This window comes from Delftia sp. WSY_16 (assembly GCF_043104415.1).
Taxonomy (GTDB): domain Bacteria; phylum Pseudomonadota; class Gammaproteobacteria; order Burkholderiales; family Burkholderiaceae_C; genus Comamonas; species Comamonas tsuruhatensis.
Map to the genome: position 1 here is coordinate 123,609 of NZ_JBICKS010000018.1, position 21,513 is coordinate 145,121.

The 21,513-nt window shown below is 68.0% G+C and carries 24 protein-coding genes; 15 read left to right on the forward strand and 9 right to left on the reverse strand.

Going from position 1 to position 21,513, the window contains the following annotated elements; translation table 11 throughout:
• Nucleotides 1–10: 10 nt before the first annotated feature.
• Nucleotides 11–856, reverse strand: a complete 846-nt coding sequence (locus tag ACF8O7_RS08820) for a SirB1 family protein (RefSeq protein ID WP_016448980.1) — start codon at nucleotides 854–856, stop codon at nucleotides 11–13.
• 50 nt (nucleotides 857–906) lie between these two features.
• The gene (gene murJ / locus ACF8O7_RS08825) at nucleotides 907–2,472 is read right to left on the reverse strand and encodes a murein biosynthesis integral membrane protein MurJ (RefSeq protein WP_126312436.1); all 1,566 of its coding nucleotides are present in this window, start codon (nucleotides 2,470–2,472) and stop codon (nucleotides 907–909) included.
• Between the two features lie 181 nt (nucleotides 2,473–2,653).
• On the opposite strand from murJ, the gene rpsT reads away from it, so the two are divergent.
• Nucleotides 2,654–2,953 (forward strand): 30S ribosomal protein S20, encoded by a 300-nt coding sequence (gene rpsT / locus ACF8O7_RS08830; protein ID WP_016448982.1) that lies wholly within the window; start codon nucleotides 2,654–2,656, stop codon nucleotides 2,951–2,953.
• Nucleotides 2,954–3,188: 235 nt separating this feature from the next.
• On the opposite strand, the gene ACF8O7_RS08835 is transcribed toward rpsT, so the two are convergent.
• Nucleotides 3,189–3,506 carry a DUF3579 domain-containing protein gene (locus ACF8O7_RS08835; protein ID WP_012204103.1) on the reverse strand — a complete coding sequence of 106 codons (318 nt, stop codon included), beginning with the start codon at nucleotides 3,504–3,506 and terminating at the stop codon, nucleotides 3,189–3,191.
• Between the two features lie 349 nt (nucleotides 3,507–3,855).
• Here ACF8O7_RS08835 and ACF8O7_RS08840 point away from each other — a divergent pair, with 349 nt between their 5' ends.
• The 4 genes from ACF8O7_RS08840 to ACF8O7_RS08855 all read left to right on the forward strand — a co-directional run bounded on the left by ACF8O7_RS08840 (nucleotide 3,856) and on the right by ACF8O7_RS08855 (nucleotide 6,697).
• Nucleotides 3,856–5,052 (forward strand): aspartate aminotransferase family protein, encoded by a 1,197-nt coding sequence (locus ACF8O7_RS08840; RefSeq protein WP_034365360.1) that lies wholly within the window; start codon nucleotides 3,856–3,858, stop codon nucleotides 5,050–5,052.
• Between the two features lie 10 nt (nucleotides 5,053–5,062).
• Nucleotides 5,063–5,995 carry an ornithine carbamoyltransferase gene (gene argF, locus ACF8O7_RS08845; protein ID WP_016448984.1) on the forward strand — a complete coding sequence of 311 codons (933 nt, stop codon included), beginning with the start codon at nucleotides 5,063–5,065 and terminating at the stop codon, nucleotides 5,993–5,995.
• 41 nt (nucleotides 5,996–6,036) lie between these two features.
• Nucleotides 6,037–6,255, forward strand: a complete 219-nt coding sequence (locus ACF8O7_RS08850; RefSeq protein WP_016448985.1) for a hypothetical protein — start codon at nucleotides 6,037–6,039, stop codon at nucleotides 6,253–6,255.
• Nucleotides 6,256–6,349: 94 nt separating this feature from the next.
• A complete protein-coding gene (locus ACF8O7_RS08855; RefSeq protein ID WP_016448986.1) occupies nucleotides 6,350–6,697 on the forward strand; it encodes a YkgJ family cysteine cluster protein in 348 nt (115 codons plus the stop codon).
• Between the two features lie 62 nt (nucleotides 6,698–6,759).
• Here ACF8O7_RS08855 and ACF8O7_RS08860 read toward each other — a convergent pair whose 3' ends face one another.
• From ACF8O7_RS08860 to ACF8O7_RS08870, 3 genes are read right to left on the reverse strand one after another with little or no spacing between them, the layout of a single operon-like run.
• The gene (locus ACF8O7_RS08860; RefSeq protein WP_047474007.1) at nucleotides 6,760–6,954 is read right to left on the reverse strand and encodes a hypothetical protein; all 195 of its coding nucleotides are present in this window, start codon (nucleotides 6,952–6,954) and stop codon (nucleotides 6,760–6,762) included.
• A 14-nt stretch (nucleotides 6,955–6,968) separates the two neighbouring features.
• On the reverse strand, nucleotides 6,969–8,912 hold the full coding sequence (locus ACF8O7_RS08865) for a ferrous iron transporter B (protein ID WP_074921604.1): 1,944 nt from the start codon (nucleotides 8,910–8,912) through the stop codon (nucleotides 6,969–6,971).
• On the reverse strand, nucleotides 8,909–9,265 hold the full coding sequence (locus tag ACF8O7_RS08870; protein ID WP_016448989.1) for a FeoA family protein: 357 nt from the start codon (nucleotides 9,263–9,265) through the stop codon (nucleotides 8,909–8,911). Before ACF8O7_RS08870 ends, ACF8O7_RS08865 begins: the two co-directional genes overlap by 4 nt.
• 195 nt (nucleotides 9,266–9,460) lie before the next feature.
• On the opposite strand from ACF8O7_RS08870, the gene ACF8O7_RS08875 reads away from it, so the two are divergent.
• Nucleotides 9,461–9,781 (forward strand): YkgJ family cysteine cluster protein, encoded by a 321-nt coding sequence (locus ACF8O7_RS08875; RefSeq protein WP_026062772.1) that lies wholly within the window; start codon nucleotides 9,461–9,463, stop codon nucleotides 9,779–9,781.
• 24 nt (nucleotides 9,782–9,805) lie between these two features.
• On the opposite strand, the gene ACF8O7_RS08880 is transcribed toward ACF8O7_RS08875, so the two are convergent.
• On the reverse strand, nucleotides 9,806–10,276 hold the full coding sequence (locus tag ACF8O7_RS08880) for an Lrp/AsnC family transcriptional regulator (RefSeq protein WP_016448991.1): 471 nt from the start codon (nucleotides 10,274–10,276) through the stop codon (nucleotides 9,806–9,808).
• A 138-nt stretch (nucleotides 10,277–10,414) separates the two neighbouring features.
• Here ACF8O7_RS08880 and ACF8O7_RS08885 point away from each other — a divergent pair, with 138 nt between their 5' ends.
• The 9 genes from ACF8O7_RS08885 (at nucleotide 10,415) to kynU (ending at nucleotide 19,558) form a co-directional block, all read left to right on the forward strand.
• Nucleotides 10,415–11,854, forward strand: coding sequence for an amino acid permease (locus ACF8O7_RS08885; RefSeq protein WP_126312435.1), 1,440 nt, complete (start codon nucleotides 10,415–10,417; stop codon nucleotides 11,852–11,854).
• 75 nt (nucleotides 11,855–11,929) lie between these two features.
• Nucleotides 11,930–13,135, forward strand: coding sequence for an amino acid aminotransferase (locus tag ACF8O7_RS08890; protein ID WP_193615988.1), 1,206 nt, complete (start codon nucleotides 11,930–11,932; stop codon nucleotides 13,133–13,135).
• A complete protein-coding gene (gene kynA / locus ACF8O7_RS08895; RefSeq protein WP_126312433.1) occupies nucleotides 13,132–13,992 on the forward strand; it encodes a tryptophan 2,3-dioxygenase in 861 nt (286 codons plus the stop codon). Before ACF8O7_RS08890 ends, kynA begins: the two co-directional genes overlap by 4 nt.
• 176 nt (nucleotides 13,993–14,168) lie before the next feature.
• On the forward strand, nucleotides 14,169–14,546 hold the full coding sequence (locus ACF8O7_RS08900; protein WP_013803668.1) for a RidA family protein: 378 nt from the start codon (nucleotides 14,169–14,171) through the stop codon (nucleotides 14,544–14,546).
• 105 nt (nucleotides 14,547–14,651) lie between these two features.
• Nucleotides 14,652–15,272 (forward strand): LysE family translocator, encoded by a 621-nt coding sequence (locus ACF8O7_RS08905; protein ID WP_126312432.1) that lies wholly within the window; start codon nucleotides 14,652–14,654, stop codon nucleotides 15,270–15,272.
• Nucleotides 15,273–15,284: 12 nt separating this feature from the next.
• Nucleotides 15,285–16,070: an AraC family transcriptional regulator gene (locus ACF8O7_RS08910; protein ID WP_126312431.1), complete on the forward strand. Its 786-nt coding sequence runs from the start codon at nucleotides 15,285–15,287 to the stop codon at nucleotides 16,068–16,070.
• Nucleotides 16,071–16,169: 99 nt separating this feature from the next.
• A complete protein-coding gene (locus tag ACF8O7_RS08915; RefSeq protein WP_016448996.1) occupies nucleotides 16,170–17,567 on the forward strand; it encodes an amino acid permease in 1,398 nt (465 codons plus the stop codon).
• Nucleotides 17,568–17,571: 4 nt separating this feature from the next.
• Nucleotides 17,572–18,201: an arylformamidase gene (kynB, locus tag ACF8O7_RS08920; RefSeq protein ID WP_126312430.1), complete on the forward strand. Its 630-nt coding sequence runs from the start codon at nucleotides 17,572–17,574 to the stop codon at nucleotides 18,199–18,201.
• A gap of 52 nt (nucleotides 18,202–18,253) precedes the next feature.
• Nucleotides 18,254–19,558 (forward strand): kynureninase, encoded by a 1,305-nt coding sequence (gene kynU, locus ACF8O7_RS08925; protein WP_016452599.1) that lies wholly within the window; start codon nucleotides 18,254–18,256, stop codon nucleotides 19,556–19,558.
• Between the two features lie 17 nt (nucleotides 19,559–19,575).
• Here the strand turns inward: kynU and ACF8O7_RS08930 are convergent, their stop codons facing one another.
• Nucleotides 19,576–20,586 carry a DNA-3-methyladenine glycosylase gene (locus ACF8O7_RS08930; RefSeq protein ID WP_126312429.1) on the reverse strand — a complete coding sequence of 337 codons (1,011 nt, stop codon included), beginning with the start codon at nucleotides 20,584–20,586 and terminating at the stop codon, nucleotides 19,576–19,578.
• A complete protein-coding gene (ada, locus tag ACF8O7_RS08935; protein WP_126312445.1) occupies nucleotides 20,583–21,491 on the reverse strand; it encodes a bifunctional DNA-binding transcriptional regulator/O6-methylguanine-DNA methyltransferase Ada in 909 nt (302 codons plus the stop codon). Before ada ends, ACF8O7_RS08930 begins: the two co-directional genes overlap by 4 nt.
• Nucleotides 21,492–21,513: the final 22 nt, after the last annotated feature.

The window sequence follows — 21,513 nt, forward strand, 5'->3', positions numbered from 1 at the left end:
GCGCGGGCGGCTACAGCCCTCTCAGCCGCCGGATCACCTCGCGCACGGCCACGGCCTGCGCGCCCTGCTGGGACTGCAGGAAGCGCTCCAGGTCTTCAAGCGCACGCTCGGTCACCCCCCATTGCGCATAGGCCAGCCCCCGGTCCCGCAGGATCTCGGGCATGTCGGGCCGCAGCACGGCCAGCCGGTTGAGCACGGCCACCAGCAGCGGCCAGTCGCGCCGGGCATGGTGGATCTCCTGCAGGTTGCGCAGCATGCGCTCCAGAACGTCGCGCGGCGAGGCGCCCTGCAGGTACATGCCCAGCGGAGCGGCCTCTTCGGCCGACAGGCCCGCGCTCTGCCAGAAGGGCTCCAGCCGCTCGGCCAGGCTGTTGGCCGAAAAGGACTCGCCACTCAACGGGTCCATCACCACCTGCCCCTGGGGCAGGCGCATCTTGACCAGGAAATGGCCGGGAAAGCTCACGCCCTGCGCCGGCAGATCGATGGCCGCAGCCAGCTCCAGCCAGATCAGCGCCACACTGATGGGAATGCCGCGCCGCGTCTGCAGCACATGGTGGATGTAGCTGTTGGCGGGGTCGTAGTAGTCGTTGAGATTGCCGCCAAAGCCCAGCTCGCCGTAGAAGAACTGGTTGAGTCCGCGCAGGCACTGCAGCGGATCGGTTTCGCCGGCCAGGCGCTGGACCAGGCGCACCTGCAGCCGGTCCAGTTCGGCGCTGGCCGCCTGCAGGTCGAGATCGGGCACGGCATCCTGGGCGATGCTGATTGCCGCCTCCATCAGCGGCAGGTGTTCATCGCTTTGCACCAGCGCTGCAAAGTATTGCAGGGCCGTTGGCGTGTCGTCGTAGCTCCAGCTCATGATGCCTTGTGAATTTGCAGCGCCCAGGCCTGCAATTATGCGGGTTCGGGCTAGCGCCGCAGCAGTGCCCGCAGCTTGAGCCCGGCCGCCCACAGCGCGCCAAAGTACAGCAGGGCCGAGGCCGCCATCAGGCCGGCAAGCAGGCCCACGCGCTGCCATCCGTTGGCACGCAGCGCAATCCAGTCGAAATGCTGGCTTCCCCAGGTCAGCAGCACGGCCAGCAGACTGCTGGCCGCAATCACCTGCAAGGCCAGCCGCCCCCAGCCGGGCTTGGGACGGTAGACGCCCCGGCGCAGCAGCCCCCACAGCAGCCAGCCCGCATTGACCAGGGCCGCCAGGCCGATGGACAGCGCCAGACCCGTATGCGCCATGAAGGGCACCAGCACCAGGTTGAGCAGCTGGGTGATGATCAGCACCACGATGGCGATCTTGACGGGCGTGCGGATGTCCTGGCTTGCGTAGTAGCCGGGCGCCAGCACCTTGATGGCCACCAGGCCCACCAGGCCGGCGCCGTAGCCCACCAGCGCCAGCGCGATCTGGCCCACATCGCCGTCCTGCAGCGCGCCACGGTGGAACAGCGTGGCCACGAGCGGCTCGGCGAAAGTGAGCAGCCCCACCGCGCAGGGCACGGAAAACAGCACCACCAGGCGCAGCCCCCAGTCCAGCATGGCCGAGTAGCGCTCCGAGTCGTCGGCCGCCTTGGCCGCGGCCAGCTGGGGCGTGAGCACCACGCCCAGCGCCACGCCCAGCAGCGCCGTCGGAAATTCCATGAGCCGGTCGGCATAGAACAGCCAGGTCACGCTGCCCGGCTGCAGATAGGAGGCGATCTGGGTGTTGATCATCAGCGAGACCTGGGCCACGCCCACGCCCAGCAGCGCCGGCGCCATCAGCCTGAGGATGCGGCGCACGCCGGCCTCTTGCCAGGCCTGGCGCAAGGCGGCTGGAGAAAACCCGATGCGCGGCAGCAGGCCCAGGCCTGCCAGCGCCGGCAGCTGTACCGCCAGCTGCAGCACGCCGCCCAGCATCACACCGCCGGCCATGGCATAGATGGGCTCTATGCCGCGCGCCTGCAGCCAGGGTGCACCCCAGAAGGCGGCGGCAATCATGGCCAGGTTCAGCAGCACGGGCGTGGCGGCCGAGACGGCAAAGCGCCGCCAGGTATTGAGCACGCCGGACGACAGCGCCACCAGCGACATGAAGCCGATGTAGGGGAACATCCAGCGCGTCATCAGCACGGCTGCGTCATAGCCTTCGGGCGACTGGCGCAGGCCGCTGGCCAGCAGCCAGACCAGCAGTGGCGCGCCGACCACGCCCAGCACGCAGGTCACGAGCAGCACCCAGAACAGCAGCGTGGCCACATGGGAGATCAGCCTGCGCGTGGCCTCCTCCCCCTCCTTGGCCTTGCTGGCGGCCAGCACCGGCACAAAGGCCTGGCTGAAGGCGCCTTCGGCGAACAGGCGCCGGAAGAGATTGGGAATCCTGAACGCGACATTGAACGCATCGGTCAGCGCATTGGCTCCGAACATGGAGGCCATGAGCAGATCGCGCACCAGCCCGGTGATACGGGAGGCCAGCGTCAGCAGGGAAACGGTGGAGGCGGCTTTGAACAGTGACACCGTGGGGAGTGTATGCGCTGGCACGGCCACCGCAGTTGCGTGCCAGGGCGGGCCGGACGGCTCTTGCACTCCGTTGCAACAGGCCCGATTGCGCGGCCTGGGGCCCACAGGCCCTGGAGGGACTGCATGCTATAATCCCGCGCTTCGCCGACAACATCCTCAGACACTAGGAATACATATCATGGCATCCAAGCCCGTAAAGAAGAACCCCCGCCTGGCATCCGGCCGCAAGCGCGCCCGCCAGGACGTCAAGCTCAACGCAGCCAACACTTCGCTGCGTTCCAAGTACCGCACCGCCGTCAAGAAGGTCGAGAAGGCCGTTCTGACTGGCGACAAGGCCAAGGCAACCGAACTGTTTGCCGCAGCCCAATCCGTTCTGGACACGATCGCCGACAAGGGCATCTTCCACAAGAACAAGGCCGCTCGCGACAAGAGCCGCCTGTCCGCCAAGGTCAAGGCCCTGGCAGCCCCCGCCGCCTAATCCACTTAGGCAACCGCACGGATGGCCCCGGCCATCTGCCGTTTGTAACGGGTGCGCTGTCAGCGAACGAGAAAACCGCCTTCGGGCGGTTTTTTTGCGCCTGGACAAAAGCGCCGCCATCGGCAATCGCACCGAAGGAAAAGCCCGGCTCCAGCAAAGCGCAGCCGAAAAAAAACGCACCCCAGGCGCGCTTCACATCGGGCGGGAACCGGCCCCGCAAAAAAAGAAGCCGGCCTCAGCGGGCCGGCTCGTCCGGTATCAGGCAGGCTTCGGCAACCTGCAGGTTGTTGTCCTTGGCGAAATTCAGGCAGAAATCCCAGGCCATGGGCTCGTAGTCGCGCAGGTCGCGATGCACGACCACGCACTTGACGCCGTTGAGCGTTGTGGGAACACACCAGGGCGAGTAGCTCAGGTGGCTGCCGCGCTGGGCGCCACCGGGGCGGAACTGGCTCATGACGCCTGCCAGCCGCTCGGCCCAGTCGCTGGGCCGGAAAGTCTTGCCTTCGTGGGTGATGCCCTGGATGAACAGTTCTTTGCTGGAGGGAGAGACCATCAGGATGCGCACCAAAATACGACTTGTGCAAAAAGGAGCAAAACAGGCGGCTTGCCAAGGGGCCCAGCACCTTGCCACTTCCTGTTTGCGCAAGTCCTTCAAAAAAGTCAGAGCCCGCAGACAGGATCGCTGCCGGCAGGCCAAGCAGGCATTTTATCTCTTATATAAGAGCTGGACCGTTGTGCAGCGCACTAACCAAGTGTGGCGTAGGTTCATTGCATGGCTGTGATGCGCAAACCGCAACGGTAGGCCATTGCGCGGCCCCTAGAATCGGGCTTCGCTGTTTTTCAGGCATCTGCGGCGGCAACGCCCGGATGCCGTTTACTTTCCAGCTCAGGAGATTTTTGCAATGACCGCTTTCATCGAGGCTGCCTCGCCCCACGTGATGAACACCTATGGCCGCGTACCGATCGCTCTGGAGCGAGGCCAGGGCTGCCGCGTGTGGGACGTCAACGGCAAGCAGTACCTCGATGCGCTGGGCGGCATTGCAGTGAACACGCTGGGCCACAACCACCCCAAGCTGGTGCCTGCGCTGCAGGACCAGGTGGCCAAGCTCATCCACACCTCCAACTACTACCATGTGCCTGGCCAGGAAACGCTGGCCAAGCTGCTGACCGAGCGCGCGAAGATGACCAATGTCTTCTTCTGCAGCACGGGCCTGGAGGCCAACGAGGCCGCCATCAAGATCGCGCGCAAGTACGGCGTGGACAAGGGCATCGCCAAGCCGGTGATCGTGGTCTACGAGCATGCCTTCCACGGCCGCTCCATCGCCACCATGACGGCCACGGGCAACCCCAAGGTGCGCGACGGCTTCGGCCCGCTGCTCGACGGCTTCCTGCGCGTGCCGGTCAATGACTTCGAAGCGCTGCAGCAGGCCACGGCCGGCAACCCCGACGTGGTGGCCGTGATGATGGAGCCCATCCAGGGCGAAGGCGGCCTGCATCCCATGCGCATCGAGTACATGCAGCAGGTGCGCGCACTATGCGATGCCAACGGCTGGCTGATGATGTTCGACGAAGTCCAGGCGGGCATGGGCCGGACGGGCAAGTGGTTCGCCCACCAGTGGGCCGGCATCATCCCCGACGTGATGACCCTGGCCAAGGGCCTGGGCTCGGGCGTGCCCATCGGCGCCGTCGTCGCCCATGGCAAGGCGGCCACCGTGCTGCAGCCGGGCAACCACGGCTCCACCTTCGGCGGCAATCCGCTGGCCATGCGTGCGGGCATCGAAACCATCCGCATCATGGAAGAAGACGGCCTGCTGGCCCATGCCACCAAGGTGGGAGACCGCCTGAAGTCCACGCTGCAAAAGGAGCTGGCCGACGTCAAGGGCGTGGTCGATGTTCGCGGCCAGGGCCTGATCATCGGCATCGAGCTGAACAAGCCCTGCGGCGCCCTGCTGGGCCGTGGCGCCGAAGCCGGCCTGCTGTTCAGCGTGACCGCCGACACCGTGGTGCGCCTGGTGCCGCCGCTGATCATGACCGAGGCCGAGGCCGACGAAGTGGTCGCCAAGCTCAAGCCCCTGATCGTGCAATTCCTGTCCGAATGAGGACCTGCCTATGACTGCCATCAAGCACTATCTGCAGTTTTCCGACTTCACGGCCGACGAGTACGCCTATGTGCTCGAGCGCGCGGCCCTGATCAAGAAGAAGTTCAAGAACTACGAAAAGCACCACACGCTCAGCGACCGCACGCTGGCCATGATCTTCGAGAAGGCCAGCACGCGCACCCGCGTGAGCTTCGAGGCCGGCATGTACCAGCTCGGCGGCTCGGTGGTCCACCTGACCACGGGCGACAGCCAGCTGGGCCGCGCCGAGCCCATCGAGGACAGCGCGCGCGTCATCAGCCGCATGACCGACCTGGTGATGATCCGCACCTACGGCCAGGACAAGATCGTGCGCTTTGCCGAGTACTCGCGCGTGCCCGTCATCAACGGCCTGACCAACGAGTTCCACCCCTGCCAGATCCTGGCCGACATCTTCACCTTCATCGAGCACCGCGGCTCCATCCAGGGCAAGACCGTCGCCTGGGTCGGCGACGGCAACAACATGGCCAACACCTGGCTGCAGGCTGCCGACCTGCTGGGCTTCACCGTCCACGTCAGCACGCCGGGCGGCTACGAAGTGGACGAGAAGCTGGCCTTTGGCGGCAAGGCGCCGCGCGAGGGCTGCTACAAGGTCTTCAAGGACCCGCTGGATGCCTGCAAGGGCGCCGACCTGGTGACCACCGACGTGTGGACCAGCATGGGCTACGAGGCCGAGAACGAGGCCCGCAAGAAGGCCTTCGCCGACTGGTGCGTGGATGCCGAGATGATGGCCGCCGCGCGTGCCGACGCCCTGTTCATGCACTGCCTGCCCGCCCACCGTGGCGAGGAAGTGCAGGCCGAGGTCATCGACGGGCCGCAGTCCGTGGTCTGGGATGAGGCAGAGAACCGGATGCACGTGCAAAAGGCACTGATGGAGTACCTGCTGCTGGGCCGCCAGCCGGGCTGATCACGCCCACTCCTTTGGCCTAGGCGCATTCCCCCACACCCATGCACCTGAGCCACGAACACTCCAGACACCGCCTGCAGGCCAAGCGCCCTCAGGCGGTGTTTCCGTTGGGCGGCTGCGCATTGCGCCATCCGCACATTGCACGCCATACGCGCGTGCCCTCCTTCTTCGGGCCGCGCCGGCATTTCGCGGCCCGGGTGCGTGCGCTGTTCGTGCGCATCCACACCTTCTATCTGAAGTTCCTCCAGGGCCATACCTAGGGCCGCACCCCCTCTTCCCAGCCTTATGCGCCGCCCCGGGCACCGGGCGCGGCAAGCCTGTGCGTGCCCTGCTGTCTCCCGAAGAAGAACTTCCATGTCCGAAGCCCTGCATCCCTGCCTGAACTGCGGCGTCTGCTGCGAACACTTCCGTGTCGAATTTTCCGTCTACGAGCTGCGCTCCATGGGCGGCACCGTTCCCGATGAACTGGCCCATGAGGTCCACGGCAACCGCTGGCGCATGAACGGCACCGAGCGCCGCCCCGTGCGCTGCACGGCCCTCACGGGCCGCTGCGGCGAACAGGTGGCATGCAGCATCTACGAGCAGCGCTCATCGACCTGCCGGGAATTCGAGATGGGCACGGACCGCTGCAACGCTGCGCGCCTGGCGCATGGCCTGCCTGCGCTGGATGACGGCGCCCGCATCTGGCTGGCCGCTGCCTGAGCGTGCAACCGGCCGGAGGCCCGGCGACCGGCCTGGCGACCGGCCTGGCGACCGATCTGGCGCTATGGCTGGCGCCTGTCCGGTGCGCAGCTGTCTCCGCCGCAGGCGCTGCAGCCGCCACAGCCTCCCCCGTCCTTGGGCGCCAGCGACGGATGCAGCTGACCGGCCTTCAGCCGCCAACGCGCCGGCAGGTAGCGCCAGACCAGGGACACGGCCGCCACCATCACGATCACGCCCACGATGATGTTTTGCCACATGCTCAAGGCCCTCCTCAGCCCGCGCCCAGCGCGAGGGCCACGCGGTAGGTGATGAAGCTGGCCAGGTAGGCCAGCGCGAACAGGTAGCCCGTCATCAGCAGCGGATAGCGCCAGCCATTGGTCTCGCGCCGCACGGCCGCCAGCGTGGAAATGCACTGGGGCGCGAACACGAACCAGGCCAGCAGCGACAGCGCCGTGGCCAGGGACCAGGTATGGGCGATCAGCGGCCCCAGCTGCTCGGCCATGGCCTCGTCGCTGGCAGCGGACAGCGCATAGACCGTGCCCATGGCACTGACGGCCACTTCGCGCGCAGCCATGCCGGGCACCAGGGCGATGGCGATCTGCCAGTTGAAGCCGATCGGCGCCAGGACCACCTCCAGCCAGCCGCCGATGCGGCCTGCAAAGCTGTAGCGGATGGCCGCTTCGGTGACGCCATCGGGCGGCGCCGGGTAGCTGGCCAGGAACCACAGCACGATGCTCACGGTCAGGATGATGCCGCCGACGCGGCGCAGGAAGATCATGGCGCGCTCGTACAGGCCCAGGGCCAGGCTGCGCGGGCTGGGCCAGCGGTAGGAGGGCAGCTCCATCAGCAGCGGCGTGGGGCCGGCGCTGCGGCCCACCAGCTTGGCCACGCCGGCCACGGCCATGGCACTGGCGATGCCGGCCACGTACAGCGCGAACAGCACCAGGCCCTGCAGGTTGAAGATGCCGCCCACCGTGCGCTCGGGAATGAAGGCGCTGATCAGCAGCGCATAGACCGGCAGGCGCGCCGAGCAGGTCATCAGCGGCGCGATCATGATGGTCACCAGGCGGTCGCGCCAGCTGGTGATGGAGCGCGTGGCCATGATGCCGGGCACGGCGCAGGCGAAGCTGGACAGCAGCGGAATGAAGGAGCGGCCCGACAGGCCGACCTTGCCCATGATGCGGTCCAGCAAAAAGGCGGCACGCGGCAGGTAGCCCGAATCCTCGAGTGCAAGGATGAACAGGAACAGGATCAGGATCTGCGGCAGGAAGACCAGCACGGCGCCCGTGCCGGCGATCACGCCATCGGCCAGCAGGCTGCGCAGCGCGCCTTCAGGCATGTGCTCGTTGACCAGGGCCGAGACGGCCGAAACGCCGCCCTCGATGCCATCCATCAGCGGCTGTGCCCAGCTGAACACGGCCTGGAACATCAGGAACAGCGTGGCCGCCAGCAGCAGCATGCCCCACAGCGGGTGCAGCACCACGGCGTCGATGCGGTCGTCGCGCCGGGTATCCACCACGGGCTCCTTGACGCAGTCGGCCATGATGCGGGCCACCTGCTGGTGCAGGGCCAGCACCTGCTCGCGCGCATCGCCCGGGCGGGCCGAGGCCTGCAGCTGCGGCGCCGCCAGGGCGCGGGCTTCGGGGCCGTCCAGCCATTGCAGCAGTTCGCGCGCGCCGTCCTGGCGCACGCCCACCGTGGACAGCACGGGCATGCCCAGGGCGCGTGACAGCGCCTCGCGGTCGATATCGATGCCCTGGCGCCTGGCCATGTCGCTCATGTTGAGCACCAGCAGCATGGGCAGGCCCAGGCGCTGGGCCTCCAGCACCAGGCGCAGGTTCAGGCGCAGATGGGTGGCGTCGGTGACGCAGACCAGCAGTTCGGGCGGCGCCTCGCGCGCATGGCGACCCGAGACGATGTCGCGCGTGATGCGCTCATCCTCGCTGTGCGCATGCAGGCTGTAGGTGCCCGGCAGGTCCAGCACGCGCACGCGCCGGCCGCTGGCCGTGCTCAGCCAGCCTTCCTTGCGCTCAACGGTCACGCCCGCGTAGTTGGCCACCTTCTGGCGTGCGCCGGTCAGCAGGTTGAACAGCGCCGTCTTGCCGCAGTTGGGATTGCCCAGCAGGGCCAGGCGCAGTGCGGAATCACCGCTGCCGCCGCCGCCCTGGGCAGGCTGCAGCGGCTGAATGAGTTTGGGAGAGGACGACGCGCTCATGCCACCGCCTCCGGCGCCACGCGCACCAGGGCCGCCTCATGGCGGCGCAAAGCGAACGTGGTCTGGCCCACGCGCACGGCCAGCGGGTCGTCGCCCGGAAAGCCCGCGGCCAGGATGCGCACGGGCTCGCCGGGCAGAAAGCCGATCTCCATGAGCCGCAGCAGCAGTTCCTGCTCGCTGGCATCGCGTGCGGCATGGAGCTCGACCACGCGCGCCGATACCTGGCGGGGCAGGGCATCAAGGGTGATGGCCGTGGTGGCAGCAACGGCGGCAACGGCAGCAGAGGAGGACATGGGAGGCGCGGACAGCGTGGACGGAGCTGCAGCGTCCGTCGCGGGGTTCATCGAATGCATGGCGTGTTGTATCAATTGATTTTTATTCTCATTTTGATTTTGATCGAACCCGGGCGGCGGGACCGCGCATGGTATCGGAGTGCGGGACAGGGTTTTGCGTTCCCGGCTTTGCCCCCGGGCGGGCCCAGGCGAGCGGCGCGCGGCACAATGGCGGCCGACGCCGACACGGCCTTTGCGCACTCCCCTCCCCACGCCATGACCCATCCCTGCCTGAGCTGCGGCGCCTGCTGCGCATCGTTTCGCGTGGACTTTTCCGTGCACGAGTCGCAGGCGCAGGGCGGCCGCGTGCCAGCCGGGCTGGCCGAGGAAGTCACCGACCACACCTGCCGCATGCGCGGAACCGACTGGGCGCGTCCCCGCTGCGCGGCCCTGGTCGGCAAGGTGGGCGAGAAGGCCCATTGCGGCATCTATGAATGGCGCCCCTCGCCCTGCCGCGAGTTCGCCGCCGGCAGCGATGCCTGCAACCGCGTGCGCGTGCGCCATGGCATGCAGGCGCTGGACAGCGGCCTGCTCTAGCAGCCTGCCAGGCGCCACCAGCCGTCATTCCACCGGCAGCCCCGCCAGCTGTCCCTTGAATTCCTGCAGCGAGAAATGCGTGTGCACCTGGCGCACGCCGGGCAGCCGGTGCAGGCGGCTGAGCAGCAGATCGGAATAGGCGTCGAGATCGCGCGCCACGACGACCAGCAGGAAGTCCTCCGGCCCCGAGATGCCGTGGAACATCACGACCTCGGGAATTGCGCAGACCGCTTCCTGGAAATGGCGCGAGGACTCCTCGTTCTGGTGGTCTATGCCCACCATCACGAAGGCCAGCACGCCAAAGCCTATGGCGCGCCGGCTCAGCGCGGCGTGGTAGCCGGTGATCACGCCCTCGTCCTCCAGCCGCTTGATGCGCCGCCATGACGGTGACTGCGACAAATGCACACGCTGCGCCAGCTCACCCGAGGTCAGCCGCGCGTTGTCCTGCAGGGCGCGGATCAGCAGCCGGTCCGTTCTGTCGATGTCGATTGGCATAAACCACCTATGAATTCATGTTTCACAGAATAACTTATCCAAGATCAAGTCGATTTAGGGATAACTACTAAACGCCCCGCGAAGGCCGTCCATAGCATCCGCCTCCGAAGCCCCCCACAGCAACGGAGACAACAACCCATGCCAGCCTTCGAAGACATCGTCCAGCGCGAAGCCGGACTCAAACAGCAGCTGTCCGCCGGACAGATGACCATGATCGCCATCGGCGGTGCCGTCGGCACCGGCCTGTTCCTGGGCAGCGGCTTTGCCATCGGCTTTGCCGGGCCCAGCGTGCTGATCAGCTATGCCATCGGCGCAGTGATCTCGCTGCTGCTCATGGGCTGCCTGGCCGAGATGACGGTGGCCCACCCGACCTCGGGCTCGTTCGGCGCCTATGCCGAGCACTACATCAGCCCGATGGCCGGCTTCATGGTCCGCTATGCCTACTGGGCCTGCGTGGTGCTGGCCGTGGGCACCGAGGTGACGGCCGTGGGCCTGTACATGGGCTACTGGTTCCCCGAGGTGCCGCGCTGGGCCTGGGTGGTGATCTTCTCGGGCGCGCTCATCGGCGTGAACATGATGAGCGTCAAGGCCTTCGGCGCCGTGGAGTACAGCTTCTCCATGATCAAGATCATCGCCATCGCGGCCTTCATCGTGGTCGGCGCCTGGGTGGTGTTCGGCGCCCGTCCGGACGGCGTGGGCTTTGCCAACTACGTCAACAACGGCGGCTTCTTCCCCAACGGCCTGTGGGGAACCTGGGTGGGCGTGATCATCGCCATCTTCAGCTACCTGAGCATCGAGATGATCGCGGTGGCCGCCGGCGAGGCCAAGGACCCGCAGCGCGCCGTCACCAGCGCCTTCCGCTCCACCATGGTGCGCCTGGTGGTGTTCTACCTGGCCACGATCGCGCTGATGCTGGCCATCGTGCCGTGGTCGGCCGCCGGCAAGGAGGGCAGCCCCTTCGTCAAGGTGATGGAGATCATCGGCCTGCCCGGCGCGGCCAGCGTGGTCAATTTCGTGGTGCTGGTGGCCGCCCTGTCGGCCATGAACAGCCAGCTGTACATCACCACCCGCATGATGTTCAGCCTCTCGCGCGCCGGCCATGCGCCCGCCGTGCTGGGCCGCGTGAACTCGCGCGGCGTGCCGCTGCCGGCGCTGCTGCTGTCGTGCCTGGGCATTGCCGTGGCCACCCTGTTCAACATCATCAATCCCGAGCAGTCCTTCATGCTGATGATGGCCGTGGCCATGTTCGGCGCCATGTTCACGTGGTTCATGATTTTCGTGACCCACCTGTTCTTCCGCATCCACTGGGTGCGCCAGGGCAACAAGCCGCTGGCCTTTCGCATGTGGGGCTTTCCGGTGCTGACGCTGCTGGGCGCGGCGCTGATGCTGGCCGCCCTGGTGTCCACGCTGTTCACCGACGTATTCCGCCTGACCGTGCTCACGGGCCTGCCCTTTTTGCTGCTGCTGGCCGCCGTCTACGCCATCTGGTATCGCCGGCCGGCCGGCCAGCCCTCCCCTCAGACCCCAACCTCAACCCAGACCCCAACATCCACCCAAGCCCAGGTTCCCGCCCGGTGACATCCGGCCTCGCGTTTCTCTCTCTGCCTTAGACACATGACGACTCTTGCCCCCCTCGATACCGCCCGCGCCTCGATGTTCAGCCACGTCCCTCCCTACCCCGGTGATCCCATCCTGTCGCTGATGGAGGCCTTCCAGCAGGACCCACGCGCCGACAAGGTCAGCCTGAGCATCGGCCTGTATTTCGACGAGGCCGGCCGCCTGCCCGTGCTGGACTGCGTGCGCCAGGCTGGCGATGCCCTGGCCCGCGAGCAAAGCCCCAGCGGCTACCTGCCCATCGAAGGCATAGCCCCCTACCGCCAGCTGGTGCAGGACCTGGTGTTCGGCGCCGGTCATGAGGCCGTGCGCAGTCAGCGCATCGCCACCGTGCAGACCCTGGGCGGCTCGGGCGCGCTCAAGCTGGGCGCGGACTTCATCCAGCACTATTTCCCCGACGCCGAGGTCTGGCTCAGCGATCCCACCTGGGACAACCACCTGGCCATCTTCCAGGGCGCGGGACTGCGCACCCACAGCTATCCCTACTACGACGCGGCCACGGGCAGCCTGCGCTTCGACGCCATGCTGCAGACGCTACGCGAACTGCCCTCGGGCAGCGTGGTGCTGCTGCATGCCAGCTGCCACAACCCCACGGGCGTGGACCTGTCGCGCGAGCAGTGGCAGCAACTGATCCCGGTGATCGTGGAGCGCGGCCTGATCCCCTTCGTGGACATGGCCTACCAGGGCTTTGGCGATGGGCTCGATGAAGACGCCTGGTCCGTGCGCGCCCTGGCCGATGCGGGCGCCCAGGCCTTCGTGGCCAATTCGTTTTCCAAGAACTTCTCGCTGTATGGCGAACGCGTGGGCGGCCTCAGCGTGGTCTGCAACGACGCGTCCACGGCCGGCAATGTGCTGGGCCAGCTCAAGGCCACGGTGCGCAGCAACTATTCCTCGCCACCCACCCGTGGCGCACGCCTGGTGCAGCAGGTGCTGGCATCGCCCGAGCTGAGCGCCCAATGGGCGCAGGAGCTGGCGCAGATGCGCGGGCGCATCAAGGACATGCGCGCCCAGCTGCACAGCGCGCTGCAGGAGCGTTTTGGCGAGCGGCGCGACTTCGGCTTCCTGCTGACCCAGCGCGGCATGTTCAGCTACACAGGCATCACCGAGCCCCAGGTCCACCGCCTGCGCGACGAGCATGGCGTGTACCTGATCCGCTCGGGCCGCATGTGCATGTCGGGCCTGTCCGGCGCCAACGTGCAGTACGTGGCCGACGCCATTGCCACGGTGCTGGAGTCGCCGCAATGAGCGGCTGCCCCGTCCATGGCGGCCTGACCGAGCGCATCGTCGCCGAGGAAAGGGCGCAGCTGGATTTCAGCCAGTCCATGAGCTATGGCGACTACCTGCAGCTGGACGCCATCCTGGGCGCACAGCAACTGCTGTCGCCCACGCATGACGAGTTGCTGTTCATCATCCAGCACCAGACCAGCGAGCTGTGGATGAAGCTCATGCTGCACGAGCTGGGCGCCGCCACGGCCGCCGTGGCGGCCGACCGCCATGCAGATGCCTTCAAGATGCTGGCCCGCGTGAGCCGCATCATGGAGCAGCTGGTCGGCGCCTGGTCCGTGCTGGCCACCATGACGCCTACCGAGTACACGGCCATGCGCCCGTATCTCGCCAGCTCCAGCGGCTTCCAGAGCTACCAGTACCGCTGCATCGAGTTCGCGCTAGGCAACAAGAATGCCGCCATGCTCCAGCCCCATGCCCACCGGCCCGATCTGCTGGCCCAGGTGGAGGCGGCATGGCGCTCGCCCTCGCTCTATGACGAGGCCCTGCGCCTGCTGGCACGCCAGGGGTTGGCCATTCCTGCCGGGCACCTGGAACGCGACTGGACCCAGCCCTACACGGCCAGCCCCGAGGTCGAGGCCGCCTGGGCCCAGGTCTACCGCGACCCGCAGTCGCACTGGGACCTGTACCAGCTCGGCGAAAAGCTCGCCGACATCGAGGACGCCTTCCGCCTGTGGCGCTTTCGCCATGTGACCACGGTGGAGCGCGTCATCGGCTTCAAGCGCGGCACGGGCGGCACGGGCGGCGTCAGCTACCTGCGCAAGATGCTGGACGTGGTGCTGTTCCCCGAAATCTGGTCCGTGAGAACGAAACTGTGACCCCTGAGCGGCTTTGCCGCTTCCCCCGCTCTCGCTGCGCGGGCGCGGGACGACACTATCGCTGCGGGGCGGCGCGGCCGGCCTAGGCCCTTGCTCGGCGTCCGCCGATGGGCCGCGCCAAGTTTCCGGCGCAAGAACACCATGCCTTCGCATGTAGTCAAAACACAAGGAAATCCATGAAGCAAATCATCGACGTGGGACTACCGCCGCTCAAGCAGCCCTTCTCCTGGGCCGTCAAGGCCAGCGGCCAGATGCTGTTCACGGCCCACGGCCCCGTGCGGCCCGACGGCAGCATCGACACCGGCCCCATCGAACAGCAGGCGCGCCTGACCTTCACCAACCTGCGCAACGCGCTGCAGGCCGCAGGCGGCACGCTGGCGCATGTGACCCAGGTGCTGATCTACATGACCGACGTGGCCGACATGCCGGCCATCGACGCCGTGTACCGCGAGTTCTTCGAGGCGCCCTATCCCAACCGCTCCAGCATGGGGATTTCGGCGCTGGTGGTGCCGGGCATGAAGCTGGAGATCGTGGCCTACGCCATGCTCCCCTAGAGGCTGTGACGGACATGCCGGCGCCCCGCAATTGCGTTCAATACAGGGGCGGCGTGCGGGACGAGACTGCGTGCCTTGTGCAGTCCTGCGTCCGCGCGAAATCTCATGTCCTCCTCGCTGCTCGCCATGGGCGTCTTCACCCTCGTGGGCGCCATCACGCCCGGCCCCGTCAATGTGCTGGCCCTGCGCCACGGCGCAGCCCGCTCGCGCCTGGTCTCTTCCGCCTATGTGCTGGGCGCCAGCGCCAGCTATGCGACCGTGGTCTGGGTCATGGGCCAGGGCGCACAGTGGCTGCTGCAGACGCTGCCGCAACTGTCTGCGGCCGCACAGTGGCTGTGCGCCGCCTATCTGCTGTGGCTGGCCTGGCGGCTGGCCAACGCGCCTGTGGGCCAGGCCGGTGCGCAGCAGCAGGCCGGATCGCAGCGCCCGCTGCAGGCCCTGCTGCAAGCGCTGTTGCAGGGCACGGCCGTGCAGACGCTCAACCCCAAGGCCTGGCTGGTGGCGCTGGCCGGCGTGGGCCTGTTCGTGCTGCCCCACGCGAATGCGCCGTGGGCGCTGCTGCAGTTTTGCGCCATCTCGCTGCTGGCCTGCCTGGTGGGGGTCGGCAGCTGGGCGCTGCTGGGCCAGCTGCTTTCGGGCTGGCTGCGCACCGAACGCCGCCAGCGCCTGTTCCACCGCCTGCTGGCCCTGCTGCTGGTCGCCAGCGTGGCGGCCATGCTGGCATGATGGCTGGCCGCCATGACTTCAGCCTCTCCCCACCGATTCCACCGCCATCCGGCCGCTCCCTGGGCCGAGCTGCGCGACAGCGCGCGCTCGCCGCATTGCTTTCGGCTGCACATGCATGCCGAGTACTCGATCGGCATCGTGGACGCGGGCCGCACCGTGTTCCACCATGCCCACGGCCCGCAGCCCGTGGAGGCGGGCGGCGTTGTGCTGATCGAGCCCGGCGCCTGGCATGCCTGCAATCCCGACCCCGGCGCGCCATGGTCCTACCGCATGCTGTTTGTCGATGCCGACTGGCTGCACGCGCGGCTGGGCGTGGCCGCGCTGCGCTTTCCCCGGCGCACGCTCACGGATGCGGACATCGCCCGCCTGGTGGATGGCCTGTGCCGCCCCGTCGATGGCGCGGCCGCCGCCGACCGCCTGGCCCTGGGCCTGGAGCACCTGCTGGACCGCTGTGCCCAGCCCGCAGCCTTGCCCCTGCCCGGCGATGCGGCGGCCCTGGCCCCCGCGCTGCAGCGCCTGCATGCAGGACCCGATGCAGGCCTGACCGTGCAGTCCCTGGCCCAGGAATGCGGCATGAGCGCCACGCGCTTCATCCGCCGCTTCAAGGCGGCCACGGGCATGACGCCCGGCAGCTACCGCCTGAACCTGCGCATCAACGGCGCGCGCCGCCTGCTGGCCGCGGGGGCGGCGCTGTCCGATGCGGCCTATGCCATGGGCTTTGCCGACCAGGCCCACCTGCAGCGCGCCTTCAAGGCCCACCATGCGCTGACGCCGGGCTGCTACGCACGCGGAGCCTGAGCCGGACCCTCCCATGGTTTTGCAGCGGCCAGCCCGGGGCCGGCGGTGAAAGCGCAGATACTTACGCCTTCCGCTTTCAGCCCCCAACCGCCGCGCACCATGGCCGCCTTCCAAGACATTCAGCAACGAGAAACCGGCCTGCGCCAGCAGCTGTCCGCCGCCCAGATGGTGATGATCGCCATCGGAGGCGCCATCGGCACCGGCCTTTTCATGGGCAGCGCCTTCGCCATCGGCTTCGCCGGCCCCAGCGTGCTGGTCAGCTACGCCATCGGCGCGCTGATCTCGCTGCTGCTCATGGGCTGCCTGGCCGAGATGACGGTGGCCCATCCGACCTCGGGCTCGTTCGGCGCCTATGCCGAGCACTACATCAGCCCGATGGCCGGCTTCATGGTCCGCTATGCCTACTGGGCCGCCGTGGTGCTGGCCGTGGGCATGGAGGTGACGGCCATAGGCATCTACATGGGCTACTGGTTCCCCGACGTGCCGCGCTGGATCTGGGTGGTGGTGTTCTCGGGCGCGCTGGTGGCCGTCAACGCCAGCAGCGTCAAGGCCTTCGGCCAGGTGGAGTACGGCTTTTCCATGGTCAAGATCATCGCCATCGTGGCCTTCATCCTGATCGGCGCCTGGGTGGTGTTCGGCTCGCAGCCCCAGGGCATCGGCTTTTTCAACTACACGGCCGATGGCGGCTTCTTCCCCAAGGGCCTGTGGGGCACCTGGGTGGCCGTGATCATCGCCATCTTCAGCTACCTGAGCCTGGAGGCCGTGGCCGTGGCGGCCGGCGAGGCCGAGGACCCCAAGCGCGCCATCACCCGGGCCTTTCGCACCACCATGGCGCGCCTGGTGATCTTCTACCTGCTGACGCTGGCGCTGATGCTGGCCATCGTGCCCTGGCAGCAGGCCGGCACGGACAAGAGCCCCTTCGTGAAGGTGATGGAGATCATCGGCATCCCGGGCGCTGCCAGCATCATCAACTTCGTGGTGCTGGTGGCCGCGCTGTCGGCCATGAACAGCCAGCTGTATGTGACCTCGCGCATGATGTTCAGCCTGTCGCGCGGCGGCTATGCGCCCTCGGTGTTCGGGCGGCTGAACAGCCGCGGCGTGCCCGTGGCGGCGATTGCCATCTCCTGCCTGGGCATTGCCGTGGCCGTGGCCGTGAACCTGTGGAAGCCCGAAGGCTCGCTGCTGTGGATGATGTCCGTGTCCATGTTCGGCGCCATGTTCACCTGGTTCATGATCTTCGTGACCCATCTGTTTTTCCGCGCGCGCTGGTCGCGCGAGCATCCGGGCCAGCGCCTGCAGTTCCGCATGTGGGGCTATCCGCTGTTCACACTGGCCGGCGCCGCGCTGATGCTGGGCGTGATCGTCACCACCTATTTCACCGAGGTCTTCCACATGACGCTGCTCACGGGCCTGCCCTTCCTGGGCCTGCTGGCCCTGGTGTATGCGCTGTGGTACCGGCCGCGCGCACAGGCCGCCCGAACCGCCCCGAAGGAGTGAAACCATGACCCGCAGACTCTGGGACATCTCCCCGGCCGTGCAGGCCGCCAGCCCCGTCTTTCCCGGCGACACGGCCTACAGCCAGCGATGGTGCGCCACCATCGGGCCGGGCTGCCCGGTCAATGTCAGCGCCATCACGCTGTCGCCCCATGTGGGAGCGCATGCCGATGCACCGCTGCACTATGACGCGGACGGCGCCAGCATCGGCCATGTGGACCTGGACGCCTTCCTCGGCCCCTGCCGCGTGATCCACGCCATCGGCAAGGGACCGCTGGTCGAATGGGAGCACATCGCCCACGCCGTGGAGCATCTTCCGGCACGCGTGCTGGTGCGCACCTACGAGCGCGCCCCCACCACCTGGGACCAGGAACTGGCAGCCTATGCGCCAGCTACGGTAGAACGCCTGGCCGACCTGGGCGTGAAGCTCATCGGCATAGACACGGCCAGCATCGACCCGGCCAGCAGCAAGAGCCTGGACAGCCACCAGGTGATCCGCCGGCGCGGCCTGCGCGTGCTGGAGAACCTGGTGCTGGACGAGGTGCCCGAGGGCGACTACGAGCTCATCGCCCTGCCGCTCAAGCTGGTCGAGGCCGATGCCTCGCCCGTGCGCGCCGTGCTGCGTGCCCTGGCCTGATTCCCGGGCCGCACCTTTCGCCTTTCGCCTTTTCCATACCCAAGGAGACCCCGTGACGAGCCTGCAAGACTGCCTCACCCTCGATGCGCAAGACCCGCTGCGCGCCCTGCGCGACCAATTCACGCTGCCCGAAGGCGTGATCTACCTTGACGGCAATTCGCTGGGCGCCAGCCCCCGCGCCGCCGCCGCGCGCGTGGCCGAGGTGGTGCAGCAGGAATGGGCCCAGGGCCTGATCCGCTCGTGGAACGACGCCGGCTGGATCAGTCTGCCCCAGCGCCTGGGCGACCAGTTCGCCCCCTGGCTGGGCGTGGGCGCGGGCGAGCTGGTGTTCACCGACACGGCCTCCATCAACCTCTACAAGGTGCTGACGGCTGCGGCCCGCATCGCGCGCGAGGACGCTCCGCAGCGCAAGCGCCTGATCAGCGAGCGCAGCAACTTCCCCACCGACCTCTACATCGCCCAGTCGGTCTGCCAGGAATACGGCCTGGAGCTGGTGCTGCTCGAACCCGAGGAGATTGCCGATGCGCTGACCGACGAGGTCGCCATCTGCATGCTCACCCATGTGAACTACCGCACGGGTGCCATGCACGACATGGCTGCCGTGACGGCTGCCGCGCAGGGCAAGGGCATTCTCTGCGTCTGGGACCTGTGCCACAGCGCGGGCGCCGTGCCTGTCGATCTCAAGGGCGCGAATGCCGACTTCGCCATCGGCTGCAGCTACAAGTACCTCAACGGCGGCCCCGGTGCGCCGGCCTTTGTCTGGGCCCATCCACGCCTGATCAACCGCTTCTGGCAGCCGCTGTCGGGCTGGTTCGGCCATGCCGAGCCTTTCAAGTTTGTGCCGGACTACCACCCGGCCCAGGGCATACAGCGCTACCTGTGCGGCACCCAGCCCATGGTCAGCCTGAGCGTGCTGCAGTGCGGCCTGGACGTGTTCACTGCCGTGGAGCCGCTGGGCGGCATGGACGCGCTGCGCAACAAGTCGCTGGCGCTGACCGACCTGTTCATCGCCCTGGTCGAGGAACGCTGCCAGGGCCACGGCCTGGGCCTGGCCACGCCGCGCGAGCACGGCCGGCGCGGCTCCCAGGTCTGCCTCACGCGCGAGGAGGGGCTGGGCGTGGACGGCAAGGACAGCGGCGCCTATGCCATCGTGCAGGCGCTGATCGCGCGCGGCGTGATCGGCGACTTCCGCAAGGGCGACGGCACGGGCCTGCACAAGGACATCCTGCGCTTCGGCTTCACGCCGCTGTACGTGGGATTCGAAGATGTCTGGCATGCCGTGGAGCACCTGCGCCAGGTACTGGAATCGGGCGAATGGCGCAAGCCGGAGTTCAACCGCGTCAATGCGGTGACCTGAAGCCTGGAGCCAGCCCTTCAGAACGCCGTGGACGACAGCGAGGCCCAGAGATGGGCCGCGACCAGGGCTCGCCAAGGCGCGAAGTCCCGCAGCCACAACTCGGTCTGCGCGGCGTCCACGGATTCCGTCTCCAGCAGCCGCGCCAGGGCGCGGCGCACGGCCACATCGCCGTGCAACGGGCCGTCCAGGTGGCCATAGCCGCGCAGCAGCATGTAGTTCACCGTCCACGGGCCGACGCCCTTGAGGGCCAGCAGCCGCCGGCTGATCTCGCTGGCGGGCAGCTCGGGCATGGCGGCCCAATCGTCCAGCGGCAGTTCGCCCGCCTGCACGGCATGCGCCAACAGGCGCAGCGTATGGGTCTTGCTCCGGGAAAAGCCGGCCGCGCGCAAGTCGTCCTCGCTCAGCTGCGCCACCTGCGCGGCCTCCGGCATGCACCACAGCTGCTGCGGCGCGTCGGCATGGCCATCGTGCAGCGCCACCGGCTGGCCGGCTGCAGCGATCAGGCGGCGGCGCAGCGACACGGCTGCCGCCACGCTGATCTGCTGCCCGGTGACGGCCCAGCTCAGCGCCTCCCAGGGCGTGCAGGCCGCGGGCACATGCAGGCCCCGCTGGCGCGCCAGCAGCGGTCCCAGCCGCTCATGGCGGCCAAAGCGGCGCTCGAATTCGCCCACATCCTGGGACAGTCCGAACATGCGCCGCAGCATGGCGGCCAGCACATCGTCCATGCCGGTGATTGCGCCTGCACCGGCGGGCAGGCGCCATCGGGCCTGCACCACGGCCGCCTCTTCGCACTGCGGCGTCAGCTCCAGGGTGAGCAGCGTGGGAAGGCCTTTCCACATCAGGCCCTTGTGCATGCGGATGGTGCCGCCATCCTGCAGATCGCATTCGGACAGGCGCTGGGCATCGCGCCGGTGAAAGCCCCAGAACTCGGTCATGCGGTAGCCGGCCGGCAGCGTCAGTTGCTGCTGCGCCTGATGGATCTGGCCGGTGCCACGCCCTTGCCCTTGTCCTTGTCCTTGCCCGCTCATGCGCTTCCTGCCTGGCGCAGCGGTGCGTGCCCAGCGTCCTTGCCAGCGGCCTCCTGCGCCTGGCGCGCCTCGCGCAGCAGCAAGGCGCGCTTGCGCTCCACGCCCCAGCGGTAGCCGGAGATGCTGCCGTCGTTGCGCACCACGCGGTGGCAGGGCACGGCCACGGCAATGGGGTTGGCCGCGACGGCGCTGGCCACGGCCCGGGCACCCGTGGGCATGCCCAGGCGCAGGGCCAGTTCCGAATAGCTCAGCGTCTGCCCGGCGGGAATGGCGCACAGCGCCTGCCATACGCGCTGCTGGAAGGCCGTGCCCTGCACATCCAGCGGCAGTGCCAGGCCCCGGCGCGGCTGCTCGACCAGGGCCACGACCTGGGCCACGGTGTGCTCGAATCCGGCATCGCCGCCCACCAGTTCGGCCAGCGGAAAGCGCTGCTGCAGGTCCTGGACCAGGGCCTCGGCATCGTCGCCCAGCAGCACGCAGCACACGCCGCGATCGGTGCTGGCCACCAGGATGCTGCCCAGCGTGCATTCGGCCACCGCAAAGCGGATGGTCTGGCGCATGCCGCCGCGCCGGTAGTCGCCGGGCGCCATGCCCAGCATGGCGCCTGCGTCACGGTAGAAACTGCTGCTGGCCGCATAGCCGCTGAGGTAGGCGGCATCGGTGACCGAGTCGCTCTGGCCTGGCTGCAGCGCCTGGCGCAGCGCACGCGCGCGGTGCGCCTTGGCATAGGCCTTGGGCGTGAGGCCCGTGGCCTGCTTGAACAATCGGTGCAGCTGCCAGGGGCTCAGCCCCGAGCGTTCTGCCAGCGCGCCCAGGGCGGGGGGCGGCTCCTCGGTCTCCAGCCAGCGGCAGCATCGGGCCACCAGGGCAGCGGGGTTGGCAGAGGCATCGCTGGCTTGATTCATGGCTTGGTGGGACACGGCATGT